27 protein-coding genes and 2 pseudogenes are annotated in these 26,549 nt (G+C 71.4%); 17 read left to right on the top strand and 12 right to left on the bottom strand.

What is annotated here, in order from left to right; translation table 11 throughout:
* The first annotated feature begins 81 nt into the window (after positions 1-81).
* Complete coding sequence (locus RM425_RS19030; protein ID WP_311346797.1) at positions 82-582, top strand: ATP-binding protein; 501 nt, start codon at positions 82-84, stop codon at positions 580-582.
* A 110-nt stretch (positions 583-692) separates the two neighbouring features.
* On the opposite strand, the pseudogene RM425_RS21730 reads toward RM425_RS19030, so the two are convergent.
* The 5 genes and pseudogenes from RM425_RS21730 to RM425_RS19050 all read right to left on the bottom strand — a co-directional run.
* A pseudogene (locus RM425_RS21730) lies at positions 693-800 on the bottom strand (ANTAR domain-containing protein); the annotation flags it as partial.
* 358 nt (positions 801-1,158) lie between these two features.
* Complete coding sequence (locus tag RM425_RS19035) at positions 1,159-1,932, bottom strand: hypothetical protein (protein WP_311346798.1); 774 nt, start codon at positions 1,930-1,932, stop codon at positions 1,159-1,161.
* Positions 1,922-2,788: an alpha/beta fold hydrolase gene (locus RM425_RS19040; protein WP_311346799.1), complete on the bottom strand. Its 867-nt coding sequence runs from the start codon at positions 2,786-2,788 to the stop codon at positions 1,922-1,924. The genes RM425_RS19035 and RM425_RS19040 overlap by 11 nt, the downstream gene beginning before the upstream one ends.
* Entirely contained in the window at positions 2,785-3,273 is a 489-nt protein-coding gene (locus RM425_RS19045; RefSeq protein WP_311346800.1) for a vitamin K epoxide reductase family protein, read from the bottom strand. The genes RM425_RS19040 and RM425_RS19045 overlap by 4 nt, the downstream gene beginning before the upstream one ends.
* Before the next feature lie 400 nt (positions 3,274-3,673).
* Positions 3,674-4,153, bottom strand: coding sequence for a hypothetical protein (locus RM425_RS19050; RefSeq protein ID WP_311346801.1), 480 nt, complete (start codon positions 4,151-4,153; stop codon positions 3,674-3,676).
* A 74-nt stretch (positions 4,154-4,227) separates the two neighbouring features.
* Between RM425_RS19050 and RM425_RS19055 the strand changes: the two genes are divergently transcribed.
* The 4 genes from RM425_RS19055 to RM425_RS19070 all read left to right on the top strand — a co-directional run bounded on the left by RM425_RS19055 (position 4,228) and on the right by RM425_RS19070 (position 7,342).
* Positions 4,228-4,770 (top strand): hypothetical protein, encoded by a 543-nt coding sequence (locus RM425_RS19055; protein ID WP_311346802.1) that lies wholly within the window; start codon positions 4,228-4,230, stop codon positions 4,768-4,770.
* Between the two features lie 749 nt (positions 4,771-5,519).
* Positions 5,520-6,251, top strand: a complete 732-nt coding sequence (locus tag RM425_RS19060) for a GAF and ANTAR domain-containing protein (protein WP_311346803.1) — start codon at positions 5,520-5,522, stop codon at positions 6,249-6,251.
* Between the two features lie 216 nt (positions 6,252-6,467).
* The gene (locus RM425_RS19065) at positions 6,468-7,064 is read left to right on the top strand and encodes a GAF domain-containing protein (RefSeq protein ID WP_311346804.1); all 597 of its coding nucleotides are present in this window, start codon (positions 6,468-6,470) and stop codon (positions 7,062-7,064) included.
* Complete coding sequence (locus RM425_RS19070) at positions 7,061-7,342, top strand: SpoIIE family protein phosphatase (RefSeq protein WP_311346805.1); 282 nt, start codon at positions 7,061-7,063, stop codon at positions 7,340-7,342. The genes RM425_RS19065 and RM425_RS19070 overlap by 4 nt, the downstream gene beginning before the upstream one ends.
* 25 nt (positions 7,343-7,367) lie before the next feature.
* Here the strand turns inward: RM425_RS19070 and RM425_RS19075 are convergent, their stop codons facing one another.
* Positions 7,368-8,375 (bottom strand): sensor histidine kinase, encoded by a 1,008-nt coding sequence (locus RM425_RS19075; RefSeq protein ID WP_311346806.1) that lies wholly within the window; start codon positions 8,373-8,375, stop codon positions 7,368-7,370.
* 187 nt (positions 8,376-8,562) lie between these two features.
* Between RM425_RS19075 and RM425_RS21735 the strand changes: the two are divergent.
* A pseudogene (locus tag RM425_RS21735) lies at positions 8,563-8,805 on the top strand (DDE-type integrase/transposase/recombinase); the annotation flags it as partial.
* A gap of 108 nt (positions 8,806-8,913) precedes the next feature.
* A complete protein-coding gene (locus RM425_RS19080; protein WP_311346807.1) occupies positions 8,914-9,243 on the top strand; it encodes an integrase core domain-containing protein in 330 nt (109 codons plus the stop codon).
* A gap of 479 nt (positions 9,244-9,722) precedes the next feature.
* Here RM425_RS19080 and RM425_RS19090 read toward each other — a convergent pair whose 3' ends face one another.
* Positions 9,723-10,334, bottom strand: a complete 612-nt coding sequence (locus tag RM425_RS19090) for a TetR/AcrR family transcriptional regulator (protein WP_311346808.1) — start codon at positions 10,332-10,334, stop codon at positions 9,723-9,725.
* 66 nt (positions 10,335-10,400) lie between these two features.
* Between RM425_RS19090 and RM425_RS19095 the strand changes: the two genes are divergently transcribed.
* On the top strand, positions 10,401-11,030 hold the full coding sequence (locus RM425_RS19095; protein ID WP_311346809.1) for a hypothetical protein: 630 nt from the start codon (positions 10,401-10,403) through the stop codon (positions 11,028-11,030).
* Positions 11,027-12,208 (top strand): zinc-binding dehydrogenase, encoded by a 1,182-nt coding sequence (locus RM425_RS19100; protein ID WP_311346810.1) that lies wholly within the window; start codon positions 11,027-11,029, stop codon positions 12,206-12,208. The genes RM425_RS19095 and RM425_RS19100 overlap by 4 nt, the downstream gene beginning before the upstream one ends.
* A 661-nt stretch (positions 12,209-12,869) precedes the next feature.
* Here the strand turns inward: RM425_RS19100 and RM425_RS19105 are convergent.
* Positions 12,870-14,153 (bottom strand): MFS transporter, encoded by a 1,284-nt coding sequence (locus RM425_RS19105; RefSeq protein ID WP_396137071.1) that lies wholly within the window; start codon positions 14,151-14,153, stop codon positions 12,870-12,872.
* Between the two features lie 163 nt (positions 14,154-14,316).
* On the opposite strand from RM425_RS19105, the gene RM425_RS19110 reads away from it, so the two are divergent.
* Positions 14,317-14,532 carry a DUF4287 domain-containing protein gene (locus tag RM425_RS19110; RefSeq protein WP_311346812.1) on the top strand — a complete coding sequence of 72 codons (216 nt, stop codon included), beginning with the start codon at positions 14,317-14,319 and terminating at the stop codon, positions 14,530-14,532.
* A gap of 77 nt (positions 14,533-14,609) precedes the next feature.
* On the opposite strand, the gene RM425_RS19115 is transcribed toward RM425_RS19110, so the two are convergent.
* Positions 14,610-16,736, bottom strand: a complete 2,127-nt coding sequence (locus RM425_RS19115; RefSeq protein ID WP_311346813.1) for a SpoIIE family protein phosphatase — start codon at positions 16,734-16,736, stop codon at positions 14,610-14,612.
* Between the two features lie 578 nt (positions 16,737-17,314).
* On the opposite strand from RM425_RS19115, the gene RM425_RS19120 reads away from it, so the two are divergent.
* From RM425_RS19120 to RM425_RS19145, 6 genes are all read left to right on the top strand, one after another.
* Positions 17,315-17,740: an SDR family NAD(P)-dependent oxidoreductase gene (locus RM425_RS19120; protein ID WP_311346814.1), complete on the top strand. Its 426-nt coding sequence runs from the start codon at positions 17,315-17,317 to the stop codon at positions 17,738-17,740.
* Positions 17,737-18,273, top strand: a complete 537-nt coding sequence (locus RM425_RS19125; protein ID WP_311346815.1) for a vitamin K epoxide reductase family protein — start codon at positions 17,737-17,739, stop codon at positions 18,271-18,273. Before RM425_RS19120 ends, RM425_RS19125 begins: the two co-directional genes overlap by 4 nt.
* Positions 18,274-18,552: 279 nt before the next feature.
* Positions 18,553-20,091 (top strand): phytoene desaturase family protein, encoded by a 1,539-nt coding sequence (locus RM425_RS19130; protein WP_311346816.1) that lies wholly within the window; start codon positions 18,553-18,555, stop codon positions 20,089-20,091.
* 697 nt (positions 20,092-20,788) lie between these two features.
* Positions 20,789-21,562: a hypothetical protein gene (locus RM425_RS19135; RefSeq protein ID WP_311346817.1), complete on the top strand. Its 774-nt coding sequence runs from the start codon at positions 20,789-20,791 to the stop codon at positions 21,560-21,562.
* A gap of 139 nt (positions 21,563-21,701) precedes the next feature.
* On the top strand, positions 21,702-21,914 hold the full coding sequence (locus tag RM425_RS19140) for a class F sortase (protein WP_311346818.1): 213 nt from the start codon (positions 21,702-21,704) through the stop codon (positions 21,912-21,914).
* Positions 21,915-22,260: 346 nt separating this feature from the next.
* Positions 22,261-22,524 carry a serine dehydratase beta chain gene (locus RM425_RS19145; protein ID WP_396137072.1) on the top strand — a complete coding sequence of 88 codons (264 nt, stop codon included), beginning with the start codon at positions 22,261-22,263 and terminating at the stop codon, positions 22,522-22,524.
* Here the strand turns inward: RM425_RS19145 and RM425_RS19150 are convergent.
* Together RM425_RS19150 and RM425_RS19155 are read right to left on the bottom strand one after the other, a co-directional pair.
* A complete protein-coding gene (locus RM425_RS19150; protein ID WP_311346819.1) occupies positions 22,472-23,641 on the bottom strand; it encodes an acyl-CoA dehydrogenase family protein in 1,170 nt (389 codons plus the stop codon). The two genes, RM425_RS19145 and RM425_RS19150, sit on opposite strands and share 53 nt — an antisense overlap.
* Positions 23,642-23,658: 17 nt before the next feature.
* Positions 23,659-25,215, bottom strand: a complete 1,557-nt coding sequence (locus RM425_RS19155) for an acyl-CoA synthetase (protein ID WP_311346820.1) — start codon at positions 25,213-25,215, stop codon at positions 23,659-23,661.
* 100 nt (positions 25,216-25,315) lie between these two features.
* Between RM425_RS19155 and RM425_RS19160 the strand changes: the two genes are divergently transcribed.
* On the top strand, positions 25,316-25,939 hold the full coding sequence (locus RM425_RS19160; RefSeq protein ID WP_311346821.1) for a TetR/AcrR family transcriptional regulator: 624 nt from the start codon (positions 25,316-25,318) through the stop codon (positions 25,937-25,939).
* Between the two features lie 509 nt (positions 25,940-26,448).
* On the opposite strand, the gene RM425_RS19165 is transcribed toward RM425_RS19160, so the two are convergent.
* Positions 26,449-26,549 (bottom strand): integrase core domain-containing protein (locus RM425_RS19165; protein WP_311346444.1); only part of this gene is annotated, 101 nt, incomplete at its 5' end.

A 26,549-nucleotide genomic window follows, 5' to 3' on the forward strand; every position in this document is an offset into this window, starting at 1 on the left:
CGCCGAACACCACGACGGTGGAGGGCTCACAGTCGGCACCGGCTCCGCAGAGTGCGGCGCAACGAGTGCGGAGCGGAGTGCATGAGCGAGACGCTGTGGGCCTGCCGACCACTGCCGCAGGCTGACACCCAGTCCGCGCTCGGGCGGTGGGAGGGGGCGCCGGCCACCGTCGCGGAGCTGACCGCGCTGCGGTTGCGCCTGTACGCCGCCCTGCTCGACGGCGCCCGACCGGCCGGTGCCACCGACGACGACATCGAGCGGCTGATGCTCGTCTTCGAGGAGCTGGTGTCCAACGGGCTGCGGCACGGCCGGCCGCCGGTGCGGGTCACCGTCGAGGGCACCGACAGCGGATGGCTGCTGGACGTCACCGACGCAGCCGTCGAACGGCCGCCCGCCCCGGCCGTCGGCCGCGACGCCGCCTACGGCGGCCTGGGCCTGTACCTCATCGCCGGGCTGTGCACCGCCCACGGCTGGATGACCGACCACGACCGCAGGCACGTGTGGGCGCGCATCGACTTCACCGCCGGAAGCGACGACTACGCCGCACCGCGGCTGCCCAAGCCCCGCGGACACGGGCACTGACCGACGCGACCACTCCGACGCGGACCCCGCCGGTCAGGCGTCGACCGGCACCACGACGAGCTCCTCGCTGAGAACGACCTCATGGCGATGTCGCACAGCGTGACGTTGCGCTAGCCGCTGGCCTCGCGAAGCAGGTGGAACGCGCCCTCCGCGGTGACCTTCGCGGACGCCATCAGGACACCGATCGCCATGCCGGTGCGGCGGTTGCTGAGTACCGCCGTCTCCGACTGCGCACGCTTTCCTCTGCCGCGGCCAGCTCGGCCCGGGCAGCTGCCCGGAGCCGCTCATGACATGGTCGACGACCGCGTCCAGGTCGCGGTCGAGGTCCACGTCCCGCAGCACCGTGTGCAGCGCTTCGACGCCCAGCTCGGCGAATGGGTGGGGGAGCCCGCCGCTGTCAGGGCGAACCCGTCGCGAAGCTGGGTGGCGAACCAGAGCTTCGCCAGCGAGGCGTCTGCTCCGACGTCGGTGAACCGCCGGGCCATCGGCTCATGTCGGACAGGGTCTCGTTGACGTCGAAGACGATCACGGACGGCGAGGTGCTCATCGAGATCTCACGGAAGGTCGGTGGCGAGGTCATTCGGGCTGGTTGCTGGAGGCCACGAGGACGAGAACCCGGGGCAGGGTGGTGACGTAGGCGTCGAGGACGCTTGCCATGCCCGGGCGGGCATCGCTGACCCCCGCCCCCTCCATGGCGGCCGGTGTGGCAGCGACCTGCCACGGCAGGTGCCGGGCGGCCTGGGTCGCCCGCTCCCGTAGCTCATCGGCGGCCGGCAGGGTGGCGGGTATCTGGGGACGCAGTGCGGTCCAGGCGGCGTCCAGCAACCCGCGGTCGGCCAGGCTGCGCCAGATGCTGTTGATGATCGGCGTCGCCAGTGCGGCGCGGATCTCGCCGTAGAACCGCGGGGCCGGGGCGTCCTGCGGGGACGGTGCCGGGCTCTCCGGCTCGACGGGCCCGGGTGCGGGAGAACGCCCGGGCGCGGGCGGTAGGTCGAGCTCGCCGTCCAGGGTGAGCCGCAGGCCGGCGGCCAGCAGGAGCATCCGGCTCAGCGGCCCGGTGAACTCCGCCAACGCGCCGCGGACCTCGGCGTCCACCGGTGGCGTCGCGATGTCCCGCACCGAGGTGACCAGCTGCTGCGCCGCGGAGCCGAACGAGTCGTCGGCCAGCACGGGGACGGCCTGCTCGTGGGCCAGGACCAGGTAGCCGGGGCAGAGCGCGAGCGACTTGAACAGGCTCGGCACGAACGGCATGTCCTCCAGCAGGCGGGCGTACACCCCGGCCACGACGCCGGTGGCGTCGGCCTCCTCGACCATCGGGTAGCCCACGAACCCGGCGGCGTCACCGGCCATGGATCTCGCCCCGTCCCGGTGCGGTGTCCGTGGAGGGTGGTGCGAGCAGCTCGTCGACGGCTGCCGCGATGACCTCCGGATGGTCCTCGGGCGTGAAGTGCTTGCCCCCGGGGATGGGCTGCAGGGTCGTACCGAGGTCGGCGGCGAGTCGCCGGCCGTACTCGACCTTCTGGAACCGGTCGGCCTCGCCCCACACCACCCGGGCGGGCAGGCCCAGGGAAGGCAGCTGGTCGCTGATGGCGATGGTGTCCTCCACGTGCAGCGCGCTGACCTGGCGCATCAGGCTGCGGGCGGCGCCATGGGCGACGTAGTGCTGCCAGTGCACGCCCAGGGATTCCAGCGCCCGTGCCCGGTCGTCGTGGCCGCGGTGGATCAGCTGGACGAACGAGGGGTAGAGGGCGGTCTCGGGCAGGAACCGAAGGACGGGCGCGGCCCGCTGCATGGCCTTGACGCTGGGGATCGGCCAGGAGTCGTAGCAGACCGCGTTGGTGAGCACGAGGCCGGAGAACCGGCCGGGCGCCCGGACGGCGGCGATCTGCGCCACGCCGCCGCCGAGGTCGTGCCCCACCAGGACCGGCGCCTCGACGCCGACCATGTCCAGCCAACGCAGCAGTCGGTCGGCCTGGGCGGACAGGCCGAGGTCGCGGCCCTCGCCGTCGGGGATGGAGCTGCCGTACCCGGCCATCTCCAGCGCGAGGGAACGGCCGCTCACGAGGGGCATGACGTGGCGCCACAGCCGGGGAGAGGTCGGGATGCCGTGCAGGAGGACGACGGGGGAGCCTTCGCCGTGCTCCAGCCAGCGGATCGGTTCGCCGTCGAGCAGGTCCTCGTGCAGGTGCCCGCCGAGGCCGTTCACGACCGTCCCCGCAGGCGACGGAGGGCGGCGCGCGCCTCGGGCAGCGCCAGCGGGAAGGTGGCGACCTGCGCCACGGCGGCGACGGTGCACCAGGAGCAGACCTTGCGGTGCTTGGTGACCTGCTCGGCGAACAGGTAGATGCCGCCGCCGGCGTCCGCGGCCGTCTTCGCGGCCAGCGCCAGCGGCACCCACGGGATCGTCCGGGCGCGGTCGCGATCGCCCATTCCGGCCAGCGCCAGGGTGACCCCGGCGCTCAGCAGGCCGAGGGCGGCGTCCGGGGTCTTCAGCTCCTGGTAGGCCTCGCCGGAGGCGTCGACCGCATCGGCGTCGAGGAATGGCAGCGACAACTCCGGCACCCGGCGCAACAGCCCGAACTGGTAGAGCCCGACCACGCCCAGCGCGGCTGCGGCCAGGGATGTCAGCCCCGCCACCCGCCGCCTCTGCTCCAGGAAACTACCGGTGCCGCGTCGCAGGTCGTCGCTCACCCGCTCCGCCGCCGGGGAACTCGACCGGCCGACCCCTCCGGACCGTGGCCGAACCGACGCCGCCGGCGGTCCGGCCGGGTGCACTCGTTCCGTTGTCGTCCGCATGTCCGTCCTCCCGTGGTCGGTTGCTCAGGACCATGCCCCCTGATGTGCCGGTGAACCGCGGCCGGCCTCGTGGTGGGAGCGAATTCCCGTCTCGTGCAGGCGACCACGTGCTTCGGATCGTGGCGTAGGAGCTGTCACGGACGGCCACGGTCTGCTCGCGCCGACCGACCGACGGATTCGGCGATGCCGGCGTCGAGCAGCGCCTCGGTGGAGGCAGAGACGTGCCCCATGCGCGTGATCGGTGTGTGAGGCGGACCAAGCATGTGACAAGACGACGAAGCGGGTGCTCACTCGGTCATGCGGCGTTGATGGATGTGCGCCGGCGGGAGATCGTGCGTGTGGTGGTGGCGAGCTGTTGAGCGATGTCGCGGATCGACCTGCCGCGCTCCGTGAGGCGCCGGACGACGTCATCCTGCTCGGCCGGGGTCAGGTGCTCGAAGTGGACGCCGTCACCAGCGAGAGCGCGCTCGATGGCGATCTCGTCGAGGTCGTCGCCCGTCTCCACACGCTCAGTGTGGTGGCGGGAATCTGTGTCGGTGTCGATGTCGTCCCAGGCCAGCGGCGGGAGCCGGCCGCGTTCAGCGGCGAGAGCCTGCGCGGCGTCGGTAGCGGTGCGCTGGTCGCCGGTGCATTGCGGCGGGCGCAGGTTCCACAGCTGCTCGTAGAGGGCGCTGACGTCCTGCGCGGTCTGCGCGGTGACGTGGTCGCTGCGCATCCTGCGTCGAAGGCCTGCGGGGTTCGGCGGAGTTTCGCGGCCAGCTCGTGGTGCGGCCATCCGACGGCGTTCAGGACCTGTAGCCGGCGACGGGTACCCCTGGCGGCTACGTGACTTGCCGGCGCCCGCCTGGCGTGGTCGATCCGAATGCGCAAGACCCGCTGGGCGGTCTCGGGCCGGACCCGCTGGATGCCTGGGTTGCCGTCGCGTCCAGGATCGGCCAGGTCGCGGACGTGGCTGGTGGAGATGCCCGCGAGCATGGCGATCCGCTCGACGCCGATGCCGGCGGAGCGCAACGCGCGGATGCGCTCGCGCACCGGGGCAGCGTCTACGAACGGCCGCCATCGGCCGAAGGTCTGCGCGCGATGCACGGCACGGCCCGCCGCGGTTCTGGCAGCAGTGCACTCGGTGCATCGGCGGCGATCTCTCACATAGGCGACGCGCGTTCCGTGCACGTGCCGGGCACGCGGATGAGTGCAGTTCCGCCTCACCCGACCCTGGGCGCGCTGGACACGGCGACGTGCCCGCTCGATGGCCCGGCGGTGCTTGGCACCGGAATGGCGTGTGTGGTGGACGTCGGCGAGGGCGTCGCTGGCGTACGTGCCGCTGTAGCCGCAGGTCGGGCACGTCCGGCCGGTGATCATGCTTCGCCCAATGGAAATACGGCGACCGGCTGACCGGTGCGGCCACGACCGGGTACGTCGGCCCGGGCCAGGACGTCCTGGATCCAGTCGGTGCGGAGGCTGCCGGCATCTCCCACGTGGTCGTCGAAGGCCACGGCCGTGAACTGCTGCGTGGTCGCGGCCCACTCTCGATCGGACAGGGGGCCGCTCGAGGTGGGCTTCGACGGTGGGCCGGTCGACGTAGGGGACGCTGGCGCCGATGAGACCGGCCAGGTCGGTGAGCAGCCGGTGGGCGTCGCCGCCATAGCTGTCGACGACGGACGGAAGCGGGCCGTCGCAAGCGGCAGAGACGTGGGGCGGTGCCAGCGCAGGATCTGCCGTTGTCCGTCGTCCTCGCTGACCGCACATCCCTGCTCCGCTGGTGAGTAGTCGCTCTTCCCGGGAGAAGGCGCTGTTCGGAGCCGTCTGCTGACACCTCAGCGAGAGTCGGCATGCGACGGCGCCCGACCAGATGGGCCTTACAGCTCCGGTCGAGGTGAACCGCCGCGCCAAGCCTTCCGTCGTCGGGAGAAGCGCCGACGCGACTTCGGGCCTGTCTCGATCGCGAGGAAGGCTGCCCTCGAAGCGAGGGATAGATTGCGGCACGCACCAAGGCACGGCACGCACCAAGGCGCGGTAACGCCACGGCGGTGTGCGCAGGTGAGGTGTGTCGGCGGACCTGGGTGCCCAGGTCCGCGCTGCCGCCGGCCCCGGGCACGGGGAACGACAGCGGGCCTGCGCGGCGACGGCGGTAGCGTCTGGGCATGAGGGCGATTCGAGACGACAGCGACCATTCGCCGACGCTCGGTCTTGGCGATGTGATGAGCCGCGTCGCTCGTCAGCTGCAGGAGGAGCACGGCGACGTCGAGGGCACGCTGCAGGGCATCACCGCCGGGGCGGTTGCGACAGTGCCGAACGCCGACGAGTGCGGCATCACCTACGTGATCGGCCGTGCAAAGGTGGAGCCGCGCGCTTGGAGCAGCGACCTGCCCAGGCAGGTCGACGCACTGCAGGACCGACTTCAGCAGGGACCGTGTCTGGACGCGGTCTGGGAGTCCGAAGTTGTCCGGGTCGACGACGTCGGCGCTGACGACCGCTGGCCGGAGTTCGCCAGGGAGGCACCGATTCTCGGCGTCGGCAGCATGATGTGCTTCCAATTGTTCGTCGCCGGAGACCAACTCGGCGCCATGAACCTCTACGCGAGCAATCCCGGGGCCTTCGACGACGAGTGCCAGGACATCGGTCAGATCTTCGCCAGTCATGCCGCAGTTGCCCTCGCCGGCGCCGAGCACGAGTCGAACCTGCGCTCGGGGATGAGTACCCGCGACGTCATCGGGCAGGCCAAGGGCATCCTGATGGAGCGGTACAAGCTGACCGCCGATCAGGCTTTCGGAGTGCTCTCACGTGCGTCCCAGGAGGTCAACCGAAAGCTGGCTGACGTCGCCCGCGAGCTCACCGAGACGGGCGCGGTGCCTTTCGGTCGCCGGCGAGATTGATCGCCGGCCGGCCAGATCGCATCCGGCTGCCCCCTGGCCAGCCGGCGAGCCGAGTCGGAGGATGTCGGCGCAGCCGGCGGCGCCTTCTGAAAGAGGCCGATGACCTAAGGCTTGAGCAACAGGCCGGTATCGTCGTCGCGCTGACTCGGAGGGACGACGCCGTCGTTCCCCTGTTCCGGGGGGACCCGGTGACCGGCTCGTTGCCCGCCGGTCCGCTTGGTCCGCGCGCAGCTGGACGTGCCCGTCGCGCTGGTGACGATGGTGTCCGTCGACGAGCAGGTGTTTCCCGGCGCGCCGGGGCTGCCCGAGCCATGGCAGTCGACCCGCCGGACGCCGCTGAGCCACTCCTTCTGCCAGCACGTTGTGCGCTCGGCTGCGCCGCTGCTCATCCCCGATGCCCGCACGGACCCGCTGGTCGCCGACAACCTGGCGATCCCTGACCTGCACGTCGTCGCCTACGCCGGCGTACCGATCACCGACACCGACGGCACGCTGGTCGGCTCGCTGTGCGCGATCGACAGCCGCCCGCGCCAGTGGTCGGACGAGGACCTGTCCGTGCTGACCGATCTGGCCGGCGCATGCAGCTGTGAAGGAAGTCGGCGACTTCCACCGTTCGAGGCGGCCGAAGGCCATGGGGTCTCAGAGCTGCATCTGCGGGCGGCCCAGCAGCGTGCCGACCGAGCCGTAGCGCAGGCGCGGGAACTGCTTGCCGAGCGTGAGATCGACCGGTCTCGGTGGGCGCTGGCGCTGAACGCCGGGCAGGTGGGCACCTCGGGGTCGACGCCCACGCACCCCGCCGTGAGTCACAGGTGACCTTGGGACGGGACGCAGTCGTCATCCTCTACACCGACGGACTGGTCGAGCGCCGGAACTCCGACCTCGATGCGGGGACGGCGCGGCTCGAGGCAGCGCTGGCCGACCTCGCGGGCCGGGACCTGGACGAGCTGTGCGATGAGCTGCTCGCCCGAATGCTGCCCGACGCACCTGACGACGACGTCGCCCTGATCGCGGTCCGGCTGCACCCGCAGGACCGGCCGCGCCCCGCCGAGGCCGGCCCCAACCGGGTGCCGCCGGGCTTCCCGTTGGACTGACCGACCCAGCCGGTGGAAGGCCTCCTCAGGCCCAGTGGGAGGTGAGCCGGACGCTGTTGCCGTGCGGGTCACGGCGCAGCGTCACGTGGTCGCACAGCTGGCGGGCCAGCCACAGCCCCATGCCGCCGGCAGACAGGTCCTCGCCGTGCGCCGGGCCGTACCCGGCGAACGGGTCGACCGGCCCGGCTCCGGCGTCGCCGATGGTGCACACCAGCTGTCCGGGTGCGCTCCACAGCCGCAGGCTGACCGGTCGGCTGCCGTGCCGCATGGCGTTGGAGGTCATCTCGTCCACCGCCAGCTGGAAGTCCTCCAGTAGGTAGGCCGGTCCCGGGACGGTGCGCAGGTAGCCGCGGATGGTGCGCCGCAACGCGATGAAGTCGGTGACGTCGTCGACGGCCAGCGCGGGCGTCGCCCGTTCCAGCGGCTCGTCGGGCACCGGCAGGTGCGCCAGGTAGGCCGCCGGGTCGACGTAGTCGGCGTTCGCCAGCCGGCCCGTGCGGCTGACCAGGTGCGGGTGGGTGTGCCGGGCGGTGGCCAGCAGCGGCTCGGGCAACCCGGCGCCGAACACGCACAACCCCCACAGGGGCGCGGGCGCGAACGCGGCGTTGATCACGGCCTCGTAGCGCTGCCATTCGGTCCAGTCCGCGGCGGTGGTGCCGAAGTCGACCTCGCCGACGACCCGGACTCGCCGGCCCGGGCGGGCTTGCTCGCTCAGCCCACGGAAGGTGGTGATCGCCGTCGGCGTCCGGGCGCGGTAGAGCGCGTGCCGCTCGAGCACCAGCACCAGCGGGTTGTTCCCGACCGCGTCGTGGAGGGCGGCGGTGGCGTCCGAACCGGCGGCGATCACCGCTCCGTCACCGCCGGCCAGCCCCTCGAGCAGGAATGGAGCGGCGACGTCGACCAGGTCCTCGACCGAGTCGTAGATCAGCGCGTCATGCCGGAAGCCCGGCCCGACGCAGCCACCCGGCGCGGCGCCGGCCGCGCTACGGGGGTCATCGATGCCACCCGTAGGTCCGAGGCCCAACGCGTCCAACCCCCATGTCCTGCCGCTCACGCTCGGAAGGGGCGGCCCTTCCACGGTAGCGGCCGTTCCGTATCTGGCGACCCGGCCGGTGGTCGCGTCCCGCCGAGCGGAGCGCTGCAAGCGCGAAGCCTGAGTTGCTCGGTGTCGCCGGTAAGCCAATTCCCGAAGTGCGCCGGGAAGGCCACGCCGTGGCCAGTTGCACCGTCGAGCGGCGGATGCGCCCCGCCGGGCTGCGCGGCACCACGCGGGCCAAGGGCCCGCGCACCACCGTGCCCGGCGCTGGCACCGACACCCGCCCGACCTGGTCGATCGGGCGTTCACCGCGACCGGCCCGGACCAGTTGTGGGTCGCCGACATCACCTACTGCCGGACGTTCACCGGCTGGGTCTACGCCGCCTTCGTCATCGACGTCTACTCCCGCCGGGTCGTGGCTGGCAGCTGTCAAAGTCGCTGCGCACCGACCTCGCCGTGGATGCCCTGGAGATGGGCATCTGGACCCGCCGGCGCGCCGGCCGTGACCTCGGCAGGCTCGTTCACCACTCGGGGCTTGGGCGTCCAATACGTCGCCGTGCGCTACACCCAGCGCTTGGCCGACGCCGGCGCCGTGGCTTCGGTCGGCTCCACCGGCGACTCCTATGACGACGCCCTCGCTGAGGCGTACAACTCCCTCTTCAAGGCCGAACTGGTCCGCAACCGCGGCCCCCGGAAGAGCATCGACGACCTCGAGATCGCCGTCGCCGAGTACGTCGACTGGTTCAACCACCGACGACTGCACGGCGAGATCGGACTGGTCCCACCGGTCGAGCACGAGGACGACCTCTACCCGCACAACCCCGTGGCGACTACCGTCGCTGCGTCAGTTCCGAGCCTCCACTGAACCCGGGACCAGACATGCTTGCCACCGGCTGTCGGATCGGCGAAGCGCGGGGCGGCGTTCACGCCCGCCGCTCACCCCGCTCGGTCAGCCCGCCCTGATTCCGCCTGCTCATGCAGCCACGCGGTCACGTCAGCGCGCCGGTAGACCACGAGACGTCCCACGCGGAAGCTGTGCGGACCGGTGCCGAGATGCCGCCAGCACCTCAGCGTCGAGACGGGTCCCCAGCTGATGGAAGACGTGGCCCTGGGACGCACAGTGACGCGGCTCGACAAGTCCTGGAAGGTCGACTGGGAGAGTCGGCCCAGTCGTGCGCGAGTCGGCGATGGGTGGCAACAGCGCGACAGGGCGAGCAGCGATGACCAGGCCTCCGGTCCGGTGATTCCTCATCGCAGCATGGGCACCTGGATTGCACGGTTCCGCGCCCTACCGGTCCGACGATGCGTGGGGCGCCCGCCCTTGCTCGGCGGTGCCCCACCGTGTCACAGGCCGAAGGCGTCCCGGTCGAGCCAGCGGTCCGCGTGCTGGAGGAGCCGGTCGGGTGGGTAGCGCTCGGGATCGGTGAGCACCAGGCGGGCGTACTCGTCGGCGATCGCTGACAGGAGGTGGGCGGTCAGCTCCGCATCGCCGAACTCCTCGACCCGGAGTCCACGCCGTACCGCCCGGGTGAGCTGCCCGAGCACCATGCTGCGGCCGTGCTGGATGCGTTCGCGGAGCAGGGCGGGCGCGCCTTCGGGCGGCAGCAGCACCAGCCGCCAGGTCATGGGGTTCTCGCGCACTGCGGTGAGGAATGCCGCGAGGTTGTGCAGCAGCAGTTCCTTGGCCTGACCTGTGCCGAGGTCGGTCGGCGTGGTGTGGGCGACCTGCGCCTGGGCCAGCGTCATCTCGCGGTCGATGACCGACTCGAGCAGGGCGTGGAGGTCGGGGAAGTGCTGGTAGATCACCGCGCGGGTGACGCCGGCGCGCTGGGCGATCGCCTCCACCGACACCGCGTGGAAACCCTCTTCGACGGCGAGCCGTGCGGTGACGTCGATGAGTTGGGCGCGGCGGGCGGGTGCGCGCATCCGGCGGGCCGGACCTGTTGCCGTCGTCACAGCTGCAAGCGTAAGTTACGCACCCGTTACTAACGCAACCGTTACTTACACATCGGAGGCATCCCCATGGTTCGGATAGGCGACACGACCCTGGACATCACCCAGCAGAACGCGGCCGTGGAGAAGACGCTCGAGCAGACCGACAATCCGCGCCACAGGTACCTGCTGCAGGTCTACCTCCGGCACCGCTACCTCGAGTCGGCCGGCCGTTGGGAGGAGATCCTCGACCCCGAGCTGACCGTCGACGAGCCGCACTACCGGTTCTCCCTCGCTCGCCAGCCGTACTTCGAGCTGCGCGGGAAGGAGCAGATCGGTGGCCTGTACAAGCACTGGACCGACACCGATCAGGCGGTCTTCTACGTGTCCGACGAGCAGGTCGCGGTCGGTGATCACGTCGTCATGGGCCGGGGGATCAGCTGGCAGCAGACGCTTGGGTCCGAGTTGCCGGCCGACGCGGGGATCGACGTCGATCCCGAGGCGATGTACCTGTCGAAGTCGGCGATCGCGATGATCTGGCCCTACGACCACCGTGGCCTGTTGCTCGGCGAGGACGTGTGGGAGTTCGACCCCTCGGTGCGGGAGTACGTCAAGCTCGATCCGGCCGACGTGCTGACCGCGCAGCAGGCCCGGGAGTTGCTCGACCCCTACATCCTGCCGATCCCGGCCTTCGATGACGCCACCATGCTGCCTCGATGAGGGCCGTCGTCTGTCACGGGACGAAGCTGGCGGTCGTCGAGGTGCCGGCGCCGCGGCCGGGGAAGGGCCATGTGCTGCTCGACGTCGAGAGCTGCGGGATCTGCGGCTCGGACCTGCACGCCCGTCACCACGCCGACCAGCAGGCCGACGCCCTGGCCGAGGCCGGCTACGACGGAGCCATGCGGTCGGACCAGCGGGTCGTCATGGGGCACGAGTTCGTCGGCCGGGTCGCAGCCTATGGGCCGGAGTGCGCAGGGAAGGTCCCGATCGGCACGCTGGTCGTGGCGATGCCGGTGGTGCGCGCGGGCAAGGACGTGCACGCCATCGGCATCTCCGCCTCGGCCCCCGGCGCCTACGCCGAGCAGGTCGTCGTCGAGGAGGCGATGATGTTCCCGGTCCCCGAGGGCCTCGCCCCGGAGGCCGCCGTGCTGACCGAACCGATGGCGATCGGCTACCACGCCGTCCAGCGGGCCGAGGTGGCCAAGGGTGATGTCACCATCGTCATCGGGTGCGGTCCGGTCGGTCTGGCGATCATCGGTGTGCTCAAGGCGCAGGGAGTCCGGACAGTCGTCGCCAGCGACCTGTCCGACCGCCGGCGGCAGCTGGCGGCGACGTTCGGGGCCGACGTCGTCGTCGATCCCCGCGAGACCTCGCCCTACCAGGCGGCGGGTGACCGCGGCTTCGTGACCAGCATCCCCGCCAAGGTGCAGATGGGTATCGGCGCGATGCGCAAGCTGCGCGCGTCCCCGCTGCCGTGGCACACCGTCTGGCGGGTGCTCGACAAGCTCGGGAAGACTGCGTCCCAGCGCCCGGTGATCTTCGAGTGCGTCGGCGTTCCCGGCATGCTCGAGGAGATCATCACCAACGCGCCGCTCAGCTCACGCGTCGTCGTGGCAGGGGTCTGCATGACGCCGGACACGATCCGGCCGGTGCTGGCGATCAACAAGGAGATCGACCTGCGGTTCGTCGTCGGCTACACGCCGCTGGAGTTCCGCGACACCCTCCACATGATCGCCGGCGGCACGCTCGACCCCCGGCCGATGGTGACCGGCACCGTGGGCCTGGACGGGGTGGCAAACGCCTTCGACGCACTCACCGACCCCGAGTCGCACGCCAAGATCCTCATCGATCCGAGGAGTGCGGCGACCGCGCCGGAGCCGGTCCCAGCCGCCCGGTAGACGGCTCGCCCGACAACATGAGACGCCGTCCCGCAAGCGGCGCCTCATGTCGGCCGGCGGCCCCGGGCCGCGGGGCATGGTCCCCGAGTCTGCTCCCGAGCCCCGTAGGTAGAGAGGCGGCACAACTGGGAGACAAGTACGTGGTGGAGGTAGTCCTGGCCGGGCAGCTTCCGGGCTGGTTGCCACAAGGGGGTCGGAGGCAAGCGGCATGGTTGCGAGGGAGGTGCCGCCGCCAGAGTTGGTTCGGTGACCTCGATCCCGGGGTGGAAGCCGGCAGGCCGACGGGGCTGATGAGGATGGCGATCAGCTCCGAGAAATCACAGTGACCGGGTTGGGTGGTCGCGGAGTTCCACGGGCTCAGTCTCGGATCTGGTCGGCGGCCTCGTCTGAGCACCCGCTGATCGGCCGGGCCGTTCACGGATGCGGTAAGGCGCGACGGTCGAGGTCGAAGTCGGGGTCATGGGAGGGATGACTCCTCGTTGGAGTGTCGGGCGGGTCTGGATCGTTGAGGTCCACGCCGACGACCTCGGCCACGCGCTGCGGCCGACCCGACGCGGACGGGCTCGCCCGCGTCGATGGCTGTCTGCCTCGAAACGCACACCTGGCAGTCGAAGTCGGCCGCCCGTTCACTTGAAGGACGCCTCGAGCCGAGAAGTTCGGCTCACGGGCTGGTCGGCATCGGACCTGCCGCCGGTGCGCCTGGCTGCAGCAGGCCCTGTTCGTCGTCGGCCGGGTGGGTGGCGGTCGTGACGAGGACCCGGCCGAGCAGGAGCACGACGAACCCGGCGACGGCGACGCTGACCAGGGCGCCGCGGAGGCTGGCGAGGTCAGCGAGCAGGCCGATGAGCGTCGGCGAGACGAGAAAGCCGAAACGGAGCAGGAAGCCGACGACGGTGAGCCCCACACCGTGCGGCAGGCCGGGCAGCTCGTCCGCGGTGTGCATGACGGCCGGGACCAGGGTGGCGACGCCGAGGCCGGCCAACGCGAAGCCGACGAGGACGGTGCCGACCGCGGGGACGGCGAGCGCGAGCATCATGCCGGCGGCGGTGACGGCGCCGCCGACGCGGGCGACGCGGCGCTGCCCGAACCGGTCGACCACGCGGTCTCCGACGATCCGACCGGCGGTCATCGCAACCTGCAGCGCGACGAACGCGAGTCCGCCGACGGCGGCAGTGGCGCCGACCTCGCCGCGCAGGTAGAGGGCGCCCCAGGAAGCGCCGGCATCCTGAACGAACGCCTCGCACGCCGCAAGGGCGCCGAGCACGCCGAGCAGTAGCACGGTCCGGCCGACGAGGTGGCCGAGGCGGCGTCGACCGGCGGTCGGCTCGAGGACACCGCCGGCGGGCGCATGACGTTCGGCGTCCTCGGGTCCGCCGAGCAGGAAGCCCAATGCGACGATCGCCACGCCGCCGAAGACGATGGCCGACGTCGTGAGGTGTGCGGTCAGCGGTACGTCGAGGCCGGCGGCGAGGGAGCCGAGCAGGCCGCCGACGACCGCGCCGATGCTCCACAACGCGTGCAGACCGTTGATGATCGAGCGCCCGTAGGCGCGCTGCACGCGGAAGCCGTGCGCATTCTGTGCGACGTCCACGACCGCGTCGAGACCGCCGACGACCAGCATCAGCGCCGCGAAGGCGATCCACGCGTCGGTGAACGGCAAGCCCGCGATCGCGAGCCCGAGCGCGAGGAGCCCGAGCGAGGCGACCCTTGCGGAGCCGAACCACCTGATGAACAACGGCGCGAGCAGCCCGGCGAGCAGCGCGCCGGCCGGCATCGCGGCGATCGCGGTGCCGAATGCGGCATTGCTCAGGTCCAGGCGATCCTTGATCTCCGGCAGGCGCGGGACGAGGTTGCCGTAGAGCACCGCGTTGACGAAGAACACCGCGGAGACCGCGGCGCGGGCGTGGCGCAGCCGCGGTGCGGCGGCGCGTGCGGACACGGACATAAGCACGCTCCGGGACGAGGATGGCCGCTGAGCCGACTCAGCGCGTGATGCGTAGCAGGGCGTGGCGGATCTGCTCGGGCGCCATGGGGGCGGTGGACAGGAACTGATGCAGCACGTCCTGGCCACCCGCGCCCGCTGACCCGGTCATCCCGAAGGAGCAGACATGTCACAGCAGCAGAACGGTCCCACGTCCTACTTCCCCTCGATCGAGAAGAAGTACGGCCGCCCCATCGCCGAGTGGCAGGAACTCATCCGCGCCAGCCCGCTGCAGAAGCACCTGGACCTGGTCAACTGGCTCAAGACCGAACACGGCCTGGGGCACGGGCACGCCAACGCCCTGGTGCGCCACACCCTGCTCGAGGACGGACGGGCGCACTGATCCCGGCCGAAGGCGTGCCGGCCGAGCGGGCGGCGCTGTTCGAACTGAACACCGCGGAGGTCTGGCGGCTGACGAGGTCAGTCGAGCGAGAGGCCAAGAGGCACTCGTTTCGGGCCGGCTTGTGCCGGCCGGGGACGGTCCTGCGGGTGGAGGCGCACGGCGACCAGCGCGACGTCGTCATCCGGGGCGTCCGGCAGCATCCGTGCCAGGAGTTCGTCGCACAAGTCATCCAGATCGCGACCGGCGAGCCCGGCCAACGTGCGTTGCAGCCGGTCGAGCCCGTCATCGAGGTGCTGGTTGCGTCGCTCGATCAGCCCGTCGCTGTAGAACAGGACGACTGCGTCGCGCTCCAGAGTCAGTTGGGATTCGTGGCGGAGCGCGTCGGGGTCGACGCCGAGCATCAGATCGGTGACGCTTGTGGTCAGCAGGCGCACGGCGCCGTCCGATGAGATGACGGCCGGCGGTGGGTGCCCGGCGTTGGACCAGCGGAGCCGCGTCAGACCCAGAGCCCGTTCTTGCTCGGTCTGCTCGAGCCGGGCGACGATGGCCGTCGCCAAGATGTCTGACCGCAGCGTGGCCATGACGCGCTCGGTCTGCCGGATCACGGCCGCGGGACCTTCACTGTCCAGAGCGCCGATGGTGCGCACGATGCTGCGGATCTGTCCCATCGCGGCTGCGGCCGCGACGTCGTGACCCACGACGTCACCGATGACCAGCACCGTTGCGCCCGAGGGCTGCATCAGTGCGTCGTACCAATCACCACCCACCTGGACGGCTTGGCCGGCGGGAACGTAGCGGACCACGATCTGGAGGTGGTCCGGCTCCGGGGGAGGGGTCAGCAGGGACCGCTGAAAGCCTTCTGCGAGGTCGCGCTGCTGCCGGTACAGGCGGGCGTTGTCCAGGACCAGGCCGGCACGGGCCGCGACGTGCCGCATCGTGGCGAGATCCTCGGAGGTGAAGGGGCCGCGTTCTGCGCCGTTGGCCAGAGTGAGCATCCCGACGGGTCCGGTGCGGCCCGGGAGCGGGAGAACGGCGACCGCCTCCGGTGCCAGGGCGGAGACGGCGTCCCGCATCGGTCCCGGTCGCAGCACGTCCATCGCCTGTGCTGTTGCGTTGCCGTTGAGCAGCTGGGTCTGCCCGGTCTCGAGTGCCTGAGCGATGACCGCGTTGTCGCTGAGCCTGGACTGGGCGTAGGCGTCGGCTGCCGCGCGCAGGCCAGGGTCCTCGTGCCACGAGACAGAGCTGCGCAGACCGCGATGGGTGCCAGCAGCGCGGTCATCGTCGATCAGCGTCACGATCGACATGTCCGCGACAGCGGGGACGACCAGCCGTGTCAGACGGCCGACGGCGCCGTCGGCGTCCAGCTCACCGCCTAGTTCCTCGGTGATGAGGTTGAGCAGCCGCTCGCGCTCCGACGCACGCTCGGCTCGCTGCTGTACTGCGCGGCGCTCGGTGATGTCGACGAAGTACAGCAGCAGCCCCTCGGGGCTGGGTGTGGCCCGTACCTCGACCCAGACGTTGAGCGGCTCGGGATAGAAGGCCTCGAAGACCTCCGACTGACCACTGCTGACGGCTCGCCGGTACCGGGTTTCGAACTCCGTGCCGATGGCAGCGGGAAACACATCCCAGAAGCAGTGGCCGATCAGCTCGTCGCGGACGATGCCGGTGACGCGCTCGGTCTCGGCGTTCACATGGGTCATCACCCAGTCGTCATCCATGGCGATGAACCCGATGGCCATCTGCTCGATGATCTGCGCGATCCGGTCCTGGCCTGCTTGTCGCTCGGAGATGTCCCATGCGGATCCGAGGAGGCGCACGGTGTTGCCGGCCTCGTCGCACAGAGCCCGGCCCCGGGCAGCGACCCACCGAAGGGTGCCGGTGGGCAGGACGACGCGGTACTCGGCGGAGTAGTCCCCGCACGTGTCGATGGCCTTCTGGAGCAGGGCCGCGACCGGATCGAGGTCGTCGGGATGCAACCGCGCGTTGAAGGCCTCGATCGTCTGGGCGAACTCGGTCGGGTCGTACCCGAACAACTCCAACAGCCGCTCGTCCCAGGTGAGCGATCCGGTGGTCAGATCCCAGTCGAAGGTGCCGATCCCGGCGGCGGCCACGGCCAGGTCCAGCAGGGTGCGATGTGCTTCGTCCTCGTCACCGAGGAAATGTGACAAGGCCGGCTCGGTTGCATCGCCGCCGTCGTTGCTCATCTGCTCGCGATTCCCCTGACTGCCCGCCGCCCGCCGCGGCGCCCCCGCCACAGTCTCGCTGAGTCAGCGGCCGATACGGCAGAGTGTCAGCGAGGTCACAGTTTGGCCAAGCGACCAAGTAGCCACGGCACTGCATGTCGTGGCCACGTCGGGTCGCGGCGCGGGTTCTGTCAGACAGACGCCGAGGGCTTAGACCTTGACGCGTCCGGGTGGAGTTCAGCGACAAGGGCTGCGATGCGCTGCTCGATATCGCTTGGGATGAAGCGGGCCTCGCTGACGGTGAGGCCGGGCCGGGTCACGCACCTGCCAGTCGAGGTAGGCGATTGGGTGGGACCGGGATGCCCCGCCGCACGGAACCCGGCGTCGCGATCGCTTCGAGCACCTGCTTCGCCGCGCACCCCGACCGTCCTCGGCCCGGGCGGGCCTCGGCGAGCGACTCGAGGTTCGGGGATACGGGACGCTCGAATGCCGGGTCCGCCGCAGAGCCCGACGGCGCGGGACGTAGCCGCGAGGGGTGTCCCGCCTCCGCGAGCGGGTAGGGGACGCCGGTCTGCCGACAGGGAGAAGGAAACCTCGAGATGAGACATGTGCAGCTCGATCAGGAGGTGCTCGTGGTGGTGGGCGCGGCGAGCGGCATCGGCCGGACCATCGCCTTGGCCGCCGGTGCGAAGGTCGTCGCCGCCGCGCGCGGCGAGGAGGGGCTGCGGTCCCTCGCCGACGAGGCCGGTCCCGGCGAGGTCGACGTCCACGTTGCGGACGTCGATGACGCCCAGCAGCTGCGCGACCTGGCGGCCTTCGGCAGCGAGCGCTTCGGCTGCATCGACACCTGGGCACACGTCGCCGGGGTCGTCAGCCAGAAGGTCATGGACGTGCTCGCTCCGGCCACCGCGTTCCGCCTGCAGCGCAGCCACGATCCCGAAGCGCCCACCGGCCGCATCAATCTCTACGGCGCGGTCGAGGGTGACGACCGTGTGCGTGGCGTCGTGACGCGCCTGCACCGATGAGCGCCTCGGACCCCCGCTACGGCGGCAGCGACCCGAGCCCGGCGCAGCTGTCGCGGTACCTGCGTACCGGGTCCGACCCGGACCTGCGCCGGCGTCGCTGGCTGGTCGGCCTGTCGCTGGCAGGCGTGACCATCGGCCAGGTCGTGGGGGCCTACCAGACGGGCATCCTCCGGCACCTACCGGACCCGCCGGTCGGTCCCTTCGATTCCGACCGGGTCGATGCCGCGGAGTATGCCTACAAGCGTGCCTCGACGCCCGACGGGCTCATCATGATCGTCACCTACGCGCTGACGGCGTGGCTAGCCGGCGCCGGGGGCCCGGATCGGCCCAGGCACAGGCCGTTCCTGCCGCTGCTGATGGCCGCGAAGGTGGCCTCCGACGTCGCTGTCGACATCAAGCTCGCGGGAGAGGAGTGGCAGGAGAACAAGGCGCTGTGTGCCTGGTGCCAGGCGGCCACCGCGATCTCCGGCGTCTCGCTCGCCCTCGCGCTGCCCGAGGCCCGTCGGGCGTGGCGGAGCCTGCGTGGGCGCTGAGACGACGACTCGTTCCCGTTCTCGGCCTCCCGCGCATCCCATGCCAGATCCGCGAGCCGTGTGTCCAGCGAGCCAGGAGTGGGTGGGGAGCTGCGATCCGCCGTCACGGGAGCCGTGGACGCGCCCGGCGACAGACGATCGCGGCCGAGATCGGTCCGCATGCCGCCTCGGTCGTACCGCTGTCGGTGCTCCGGCGCGCCGTTCAGCGGCGCCTCCACCACGGCCCACGCCGGCGCTGCAGGCCGACAGCGCCGCGGCCGCCGCCCGTCTGGCGCAGCGATGAGTCCCGCCCGGCGCGTCCTCGTCGTCGGCGGGGGGCACAACGGGCTGGTTGCGGCCTGCTACCTCGCCCGGGGTGGTGCCGACGTGATCGTCCTGGAGCAGTCCGCCCGGCTCGGCGGTGGTGCGCGGACCGAGGAGGTCCTCCCCGGGCACCGCTTCGACACACACTCCGTGGCGCACAACATCATCCAGGCCACCGGGATCATCGAGGATCTCGGCCTGGTCGAGGCCGGGCTGGAGTATCGCGAGATGGATCCGTTCTCGGTGGCGGTCTTCCGGGACGGGCCGATCGTCCGGTTCTTCCGGGACGTCGGCGCAACCGTCGACTCCATCGCCGAGGTCGACCGGGAGGAGGCCCGCCGTTACGCCGCATGGATGCGGGAGGCCATGCCGGTGGTCACCGCGATGCGCGGGGCGCTGGACGGTCGGCCGTCCCGGCTGCCCGGTCGGGCACTCGCGGGGTTGCAGGCCGTGGCCCGCAACGGTGGCCCGCTCGGTCTGGCGCAGCTGCTGCTCTCCCCGTACGGGAAGCTCCTGGAGCAGCGATTCGCCTCGGACCTGGTCCGTGCGCCCGTCTCGGCCTTCGCCGCGCACGCCTCCGCGGCTCCGGACAGCCCGGGGAGCGCCACCTTCGCGATGTGGCAGGCCTTCTACCACCAGGTCGGCCAGTGGCACGCCGTCGGCGGCTCGCAGGGGCTGACCGATGCGCTCGCCACTCGCCTGGCCGCACTGGGCGGGGCCTGGCGCACCGCCGCGGCGGTCCGGCGGATCACCCGGCAGGGCGACCGCGCCACCGGGGTAGAGCTCGAGTCGGGCGAGCGGCTGCCCGCCGACGCCGTCCTCACCGCCCTCGATCCCCGGACGGCGCTGCTCGAGCTGCTCGACCCCCCGCTGGACGGGCCGGAGGCCGACCGGCTGCGCAGCACCACCCGCAGCAACGTCGTCCAGATGCTGGTGCACGTCGCGGCCACCGCCCTGCCGGCCTATCCGGGGGCGCGCCCGGGAGACTGGTCCGGGCTGCAGTCGTTCGTGGACCGATTGGATGCCCTCGCCGACGGGTTCGCCGCAGCCGGTGCCAGGTACCTGCCCGACGACCCGGTGCCCACCTACGCGTTCACCCCCAGCGCGATCGACGACACACTGGCCCCGCCCGGCCGGCACACCGTGTACCTCGCCTGCCCGTGCGCGCCGTACCGCGTGCGCGGAGGTTGGGCCGCCGTCGCCGACGAGTTCGCCGACCGCATGATTGCGACCGTGGAGGCCCGGGCACCCGGGTTCACCGCCACGATCACCGGGCGCGCGGTCTACACCCCCGAGCAGATGGCGGCCGACCTGCGCTGGCCGGGCGCCCACCCGATGTACGGCGACCTGAACCCCGACCAGCTCGGCCCGTTCCGGCCGACCCGCAGGCTGGCCCGGCACCGGACGCCGGTCCGAGGCCTGGTCGTCGCGGGGGCCGGGACGGCGCCGGTGGGCGGCATCGCCGGGACGAGTGGTCGGGCAGCCGCGCGGGCGGTGCTGCGCGACCTGAGCTGAGGCAGTCGGTGGTGCACGACCCGAGTGCGTCGGAGAGACGGCGTGCACGCGCGTCGCACCGCGGAGGTCGAACAGGCTGGGCACAACGAGGACGGGGGATCCGGCGCCGACCAGATGGAGCCAGCGCAACAGCCTGTCGGCCTGGGCCGACAGGCTGAGGTCATGATCTTTGCCGTCAGGGATGGAGCTGCCGTCGGACGTTGGCCGCCCGACGGCCGACGGGCTGTTTCCTCACGGGAAGTCGCACAGGGTGTGCTCCATCGCTCGCCGATCCGGAGCCCATGCCCCGTGCGGTCGTGAACCTCGGCGGCCACTGCCGGTGGCGAGCAGGCGGCTGGCCATGCACATCGAGGAGCAGATCGACGGATCGCGGCGGAGGAGGACCACGGTCGCCGACTGGCTACTGCCGGCGAGCCCACGCTCGGGCTCCGTCATGGGCGTCATGAAACCGTAACGCGCAATGCGGTTGTGAGGGGTTTGTTGGCCAGGCCGACGCGGGCATGTGATCAAGCGTCAGACGGAGGCGCGGGATCTGGCGCTGCGTTCGCAGCCGGGGGGACCCGCTCGCCACTTCGGGGTCGATGCCTCGATGGGCGGTGGTGCAACAGCGTGCCTCTCCATCACCCCGGAGCCGGTTGACAACCGCCTCCGATGCTTCCGTCCTTACGGACGGTGGCGCGCAGACAAGGGAGTCTCCATGCGCAAGGCATTCGCAGTTCCGGCCGTCACTCTCGCCGCCGCGGCGTTCCCGCTGCTCACGATGGGCACGGCCCTCGCGGACCACGACGGGAGCTACCAGGCGTCCCTCGGTGCGCTCAACGACTCCGGTGTCACCGGCACCAGCATGGTGACGCTGAACGGTGACCAGGCGACCGTCACGGTCGAGGCGAACGGCGTCGTCGCCGGCGCCCCGCACGCCCAGCACTTCCACATCGGCGCCCAGGGTGTCTGCCCGCCGGCGTCTGCTGACTCGGATGGTGACGGCATCATCACCACGGCTGACGGCCAGCCGTTCTACGGCATGATCGGCACCTCGTTGACCACCACGGGCGACACCGGCGCGGACAGCGGCCTGGCCGTCGACCGTTTCCCGACCCCCGACGGGAACAGCTACACCTACGAGCGCACCTTCACGATCGACCAGGCCACGCAGGAGGCCTTCGCCGCGGGTAACGCGGTGCTCGTCGTCCACGGCATCGATGTGAACGGCAACGGTGAGTACGACGCCGAGGCGGGGCAGAGCTCGCTCGACCCGTCGCTGCCGCTGGAGGCCACCGCGCCGGCCGCCTGTGGCGTGCTGAACGCCTCGCAGATGGGCCAGATGCCCATGGGCGGTGCCGAGACCGGTGCCGGTGCGACCAGCGGCATCGAGAACCAGGCCGCGATCGGTGTCGGCGCTCTCGCCGCCGTCGGTGCGGCCACGGCCGGTGCCGTCGCGTACCGCCGTCGTCAGGTCGCCGACCAGGCCTGATCCCAGCAGGACACGCCGCGCCGGGCAGGCATCCGTCTGCCCGGCGCGGCACTGCTCTGCCGGGCCCGGCCCGTGACCCCGGCCGCCGCGGACGCAGCAGGAACCCCGTGACCGAGCGATCGAGCCACGGCCCCGGTGCATGGGGCTCGGCCTCCAGCCCGGCGGGACCGTGGAGGTCCCGCCGCCGGCCGCCGTCGACCGGGCCGGGTGGTACTGCCGGTCACCGGCGCCCGGGGCGATCGGCCCGGCGGTCGTGCTGGGTCACGTCGACTCCGCCGAGCACGGCCCCGGCGTCTTCTTCGAGCTCGGCGCCCTGACCCCCGCACCTGCGGCTGATCACCTGCGGCGGTGAGTTCGATCCCGCGGCCCGCAGCTACGCGGACAACGTCGTCGCCTACGCCACGCTGGTCGGGACGCGATCTGCCTGAGCTCGCCGCTCATCCATGTCTGACGGCGGCCCGCCACATCGGACGGTCCGTCGCGACGAAGCAGCCGGTCGATCGTGCCTGCCCACGCCGGCACCTGGTCCGCACGTCGGTCACTGGTCCAGCGCTCGACGTCTCCGACAGTCCTTCGGTCCTCGCTGACGATCGCATCGAGTGCAAAGCCAGAAGACTCCGCTTTGTACGGCTCGAGGTGACAGCGCGTCACCGAACGACTGGTCTGCATCGGTGGACTGCCGGAGGCCCCCACGGCAGGTGCTGCCCGGTCACCCCAACGGCATGGTCTTCACCGCTGTCGGCCCGGAGGGGCGGATGGTCCGTCAGCGCACCTACTTCTCCGTCGGCGGCGGATTCGTGATCGACGCGGACGAGCTGCGGGCGGACGTGGCGGCACCCGTGCGAGGAGTGCGCCCCCGTCGGTCCGATGGCCGGACCGACGGGGATCGACGGCGAACCGCAACTCAGCTCAGGCGAGGGCCTTGGCGATCGCGTTCCGGTGGATCTCGCTGGTGCCCGTGACGATGCGGAACATCCGCAGGGACCGGAAGATCCCCTCCACCTCGTGGCCCTGCGTCAGGCCGGCCTTCCCGTGGATCTGGACGGCCTGGTCGGCGACCCGGAAGCAGTTCTCGGCGGTGAACAGCTTGCACATGTTCGCCTCCACGCTGATGTCGGCGCCCTTGTCCGCCTTGGCCGCGGTGGCCAGCACCATCGATCGTGCGGCGTAGATGTCGGTGGCCATGTCGGCGAGCTTGTGCTGGATGGCCTGCAACGCGAGCAGGGGCTGGCCGGCCACGATCCGGTTGCGGCTGTAGTCGACGGAGAGGTCCCAGGCGCGGCGCGCCCCACCGATGAGGGTCGGGCAGTGCAGGAGCCGGTTCATGGTGATCCGGCCGATGCCGATGCGCAGGCCCTGGCCGATCTCCCCGAGGAGGTTCTCCGCCGGCACCCGGCAGTTCTCCAGGACGATGTCGCCCTCGATCTTCTGACCCGACATGGGCACCGCACCGTCCTCCACGCGGCACCCGGGCGAGTCCAGGTCGACGAGGAAGGCGCTGTAGACCTCGCCCTCGCCCTCCATCCGGGCCACCAGGATGGAGAAGTCGGCGATGGGTGCGGCGGAGCTGAAGACCTTCTTGCCCGTGAGGACGTAGGAGTCCCCGTCCCGGACCGCCGTGGTGGTCATGCGGCGGACGTCGGAGCCGGCGTCGTCCTCGGTCAGGGAGAAGCAGCAGGCCCGCTCGCCGCGCACCACGGGCAGGAGGTACTTCTCCAGCTGGTGCGGTGTGGCATAGCGCAGGATCGCCCCGGCCCGCAGCGGGCCGCCCATGTCGCCCAGGACGGAGTGCCCCAGCGCGGCACCGTGCGCGGTGAGCTCTTCCTTCAGCACGCACAGCTCGAAGAGGCTCAGCCCCTTGCCGTCCAGTTCCTCCGGAAGGTTGGCGCCGTAGAAGCCCAGCTCCCGGCTGCGCTTCCAGACCTGCTCCAGGAGCGCCCGGTCCAGCGGCGACTCCTTGGTGATGCCGTGCTCCCGTTCGAAGGGGATGAGCTCCTCGGTCAGGTAGCGGCGGAGATCGACCAGCATCCCCTGCAGGCGGGGGTGGTCCTCGTAGTCGGGCTCGAGCGAGAAGGTCATGGCTATCGGGATCCTGTTCAGTGCACGCGGCGCTCGGCGCCGCTCCAGTAGCGGTCCCGAACGCTGCGGCGGTCCATCTTGCCGTTCGGGTTGTGCGGGAGATCCGGCACGAAGTCCACCGACCGCGGCTTCTTCATGCTCGCCAGGCGCTCGGCGCAGAAGTCGATGAGGGCCGCCTCGTCGACCTCCGCCCCGGGACGCCGGACGACGACGGCCTTGACTGCCTCGCCCCACTTCTCGTCGGGGACGCCCACCACCGCCGCTTCGTAGACGTCAGGGTGCTGCAGCAGCGCGGACTCGACCTCGACGGCGTACACGTTGAATCCGCCGGTGATGATCATGTCCTTCTTGCGATCGACGATGAAGACGTAGCCGTCCGACCGGCGGCGCGCCAGGTCACCGGTCCGGAACCAGCCGTCCTGGAAGTTCTCGGCGGTGAGTTCCGGCTCGTTGAAGTAGCCGGGGACGACGTCCGGTCCGCGGACCGCGATCTCGCCGATCGCGCCGTCGGGCACCGGGACGCCGGCGTCGTCGACGATGCGGACCTCGGCCTCGCTGCCGGGCCGGCCGCAGGACAGCAGCAGCTCTTCGTCCTCGCCGTCGATCGCCCGCCGGTGGTCCTCCGTGGACAGGAACATCACCCCGGACGTCGTCTCGCCGCAGCCGAACCCCTGGGACAGGACCGGACCGAACAGGTCCCACGCCTCCCGGATCCGCTGCGCCGACATCGGCGCCGCCCCGTAGGTGAGCTGCTGCAGGCTGGACACGTCGAAGTCCCGGGCATTCGGCAGCGCCAGGACCGTGTTGATCATGGTGGGGACGACGAAGGCGTGGGTGGCCCGCTCGCGCTCGATGAGCCGCAGGAATGCCTCCGCGTCCCAGCGGGAGAGCACGACCGCGCACCCGCCGGCGAAGAAGATGCCCATCAGCGGCATGCCCGAGGCGTGCGTGACCGGTCCGGCGAGGATCTGCCGGCAGCCGGGGTTGATGCGGGTGCTCGGGCTCATCACGGTCTTGCGCATCAGGGCCATGCGGTTGCCGTACGTCTGCATGGCCGCCTTGAGCTTGCCGGTGGAGCCGGAGGTGAAGTGCAGGACGGCCAGGTCGTCGGCGTCGCACTCGACGTCGACCGCCGTCCACGGGGCCCCGGCGAGGAGCTCGGCGTAGCCCGGGCCCAGGTCGGTGGGCCCGGAGTAGCAGACGACGGTCTCGACCGTGCTGCCGTCGAGCGCCGCGCGGGCCACCTCGAGGCGGCCGGCGTCGACGAGCAGCACGCGGGCCGAGGACTCGCGCAGCAGGTGCGCCACCTCCTCTACCCCGAGGCGGAAGTTGATCGGCGCGCGCGTGAGACCGGCCTTGTAGAGGGCGACCTCGGTGACCACCAGCTCCGCGCAGTTGCCGGCGAGCGTCGCGACCCGGTCCCCGCGGACCAGCCCGAGCGCCTGCAGCGCGGTGGCCAGCCGATCGCTGGCCTCGTCGAGCTCGGCGTAGGTCAGCCGGGTGTCGCCGCAGACCAAGGCCTCGGCGGTGGGCTGGTGCGAGGCGGTTCGGCGGACGTAACGGCCCAGGTTCACAGCGACTCCGGTGGACATCTTGTCTTGTTTCGGACAATTCGTACGGAACCATAGGTCCCACCAGTGTCGCCGTCAACGTCCGAACCGCGATACTCGGCTCATGACATCCGTCGAGGACCGCCGTGTCCGCCGCTCCCGTCGGGCGATGCGCTCGGCGCTGGTGGAACTCACGCTGGAGAAGGGGTTCGGCGCGGTCACCATCGACGAGGTCGCTGCGCGGGCCGACGTCGCGCGCGCCACGTTCTACGCGCACTACCGCGACAAGGAGGAGCTGCTGATCGACGTCGTCCGTGACCTCACCGCCGACCGCGAACGGCTGTTGCCCGCCGTGGAGCAGGCCCGGTCGGAGGGCTTCACCGGGCTGCCCGTCCGCTACATCTTCGAGCACGCCGAGCAGCAGCGTCCCGTCTACCAGGTCGTCCTCCGTGGCGAAGGCGATGGCCGTGCCCTGCGCGAGTTCGTCTACCTCACCAGCGCGCGGGTGGAACGCGTGTTCCGCGACCGCGCCGACCAGCTCGGCGTCACCCCTCGGGTGCCCGTCGACGTCCTCGCCCAGGCCTGGACCGGCGAGCTCGTCGGCGTGCTGTCCTGGTGGGTGGACAACGACACCGGGTACGACGCCGAGGAGATCACCGGCTACGTGCGGGACCTGTCCGCGTACGGGCGGGTCTGGGCCTCGGGCCTGCCGCTCGGGCACCCGTCGGCCGCACCTGACCACGACTGACCCGGCCCACGACCGACGCGGACCACCACGGCCGGCTCGGGCCGGGGCTGCGGCCCGGGTCGCGACGACCGGCTCAGCTGTAGAGGCTGCTCTCGATCGGGAGCCATGCTGCGCCGATGGCCATGTTGCCGGCGACGGTCGCGTTCCCGATCACGGGGAGATGTCCCTCGAGCCGGGGGGGTGCCGCTGCACCCAGTCCTCGAGCTCGGAGCGCAGTGCCGCCGCCCCGGCGGGCAGCGGGCACCCCGCCACGGCGTTGAGGCAGCCGGTCGCCCCGCAGAGGCGGGTCCGCGTGGAGGAGCCGGGTCCAGGGTCTCGGGTCGGTCGTGCTCGGCCAGCCAGTGGCTGAAGTAGCGGACGCTCTGGCTGTGCAGCTCGTCCGCGGCGCCTTGCTGGCCGCGCGCAGGTGCGGACGAATGGACGCGAGAAGGTCCTCCAGCGGCACCGCCATGAGCGGGAGTCATCGGGCGAACGAGCGGTGCGCTAGGTGTCGCGACCGGAGAGGTTGTTCACGCGGCGAGGCGGCTGACCGGTGGGCGGCCTCCGAGGGCGGAGTGGCTGCGGGCAGTGTTGTAGTGCTCCAGCCAGCTGTCCAGGGCGGCGGTGCGCT

Origin of the sequence: Blastococcus goldschmidtiae, assembly GCF_031845325.1 — a bacterium.
In the GTDB taxonomy this organism is placed as follows: Bacteria; Actinomycetota; Actinomycetes; order Mycobacteriales; family Geodermatophilaceae; genus Blastococcus; species Blastococcus goldschmidtiae.

Bases quoted from the DNA above. Each gene is read 5' to 3' on its own strand.
- RM425_RS19095 (WP_311346809.1), top strand. From the start codon at position 10,401: ATGGTTCGGATAGGCGACACGACCCTGGACATCACCCAGCAGAACGCG.
- RM425_RS19140 (WP_311346818.1), top strand. From the start codon at position 21,702: ATGGGGCTCGGCCTCCAGCCCGGCGGGACCGTGGAGGTCCCGCCGCCG.
- RM425_RS19035 (WP_311346798.1), bottom strand. From the start codon at position 1,932: ATGGCCGGTGACGCCGCCGGGTTCGTGGGCTACCCGATGGTCGAGGAG.
- RM425_RS19125 (WP_311346815.1), top strand. From the start codon at position 17,737: ATGAGCGCCTCGGACCCCCGCTACGGCGGCAGCGACCCGAGCCCGGCG.
- RM425_RS19120 (WP_311346814.1), top strand. From the start codon at position 17,315: ATGAGACATGTGCAGCTCGATCAGGAGGTGCTCGTGGTGGTGGGCGCG.
- RM425_RS19110 (WP_311346812.1), top strand. From the start codon at position 14,317: ATGTCACAGCAGCAGAACGGTCCCACGTCCTACTTCCCCTCGATCGAG.
- RM425_RS19030 (WP_311346797.1), top strand. From the start codon at position 82: ATGAGCGAGACGCTGTGGGCCTGCCGACCACTGCCGCAGGCTGACACC.
- RM425_RS19105 (WP_396137071.1), bottom strand. From the start codon at position 14,153: ATGTCCGTGTCCGCACGCGCCGCCGCACCGCGGCTGCGCCACGCCCGC.
- RM425_RS19060 (WP_311346803.1), top strand. From the start codon at position 5,520: ATGAGGGCGATTCGAGACGACAGCGACCATTCGCCGACGCTCGGTCTT.
- RM425_RS19100 (WP_311346810.1), top strand. From the start codon at position 11,027: ATGAGGGCCGTCGTCTGTCACGGGACGAAGCTGGCGGTCGTCGAGGTG.
- RM425_RS19135 (WP_311346817.1), top strand. From the start codon at position 20,789: ATGCGCAAGGCATTCGCAGTTCCGGCCGTCACTCTCGCCGCCGCGGCG.
- RM425_RS19130 (WP_311346816.1), top strand. From the start codon at position 18,553: ATGAGTCCCGCCCGGCGCGTCCTCGTCGTCGGCGGGGGGCACAACGGG.
- RM425_RS19050 (WP_311346801.1), bottom strand. From the start codon at position 4,153: ATGGCCGCACCACGAGCTGGCCGCGAAACTCCGCCGAACCCCGCAGGC.
- RM425_RS19115 (WP_311346813.1), bottom strand. From the start codon at position 16,736: ATGAGCAACGACGGCGGCGATGCAACCGAGCCGGCCTTGTCACATTTC.
- RM425_RS19150 (WP_311346819.1), bottom strand. From the start codon at position 23,641: ATGACCTTCTCGCTCGAGCCCGACTACGAGGACCACCCCCGCCTGCAG.
- RM425_RS19160 (WP_311346821.1), top strand. From the start codon at position 25,316: ATGACATCCGTCGAGGACCGCCGTGTCCGCCGCTCCCGTCGGGCGATG.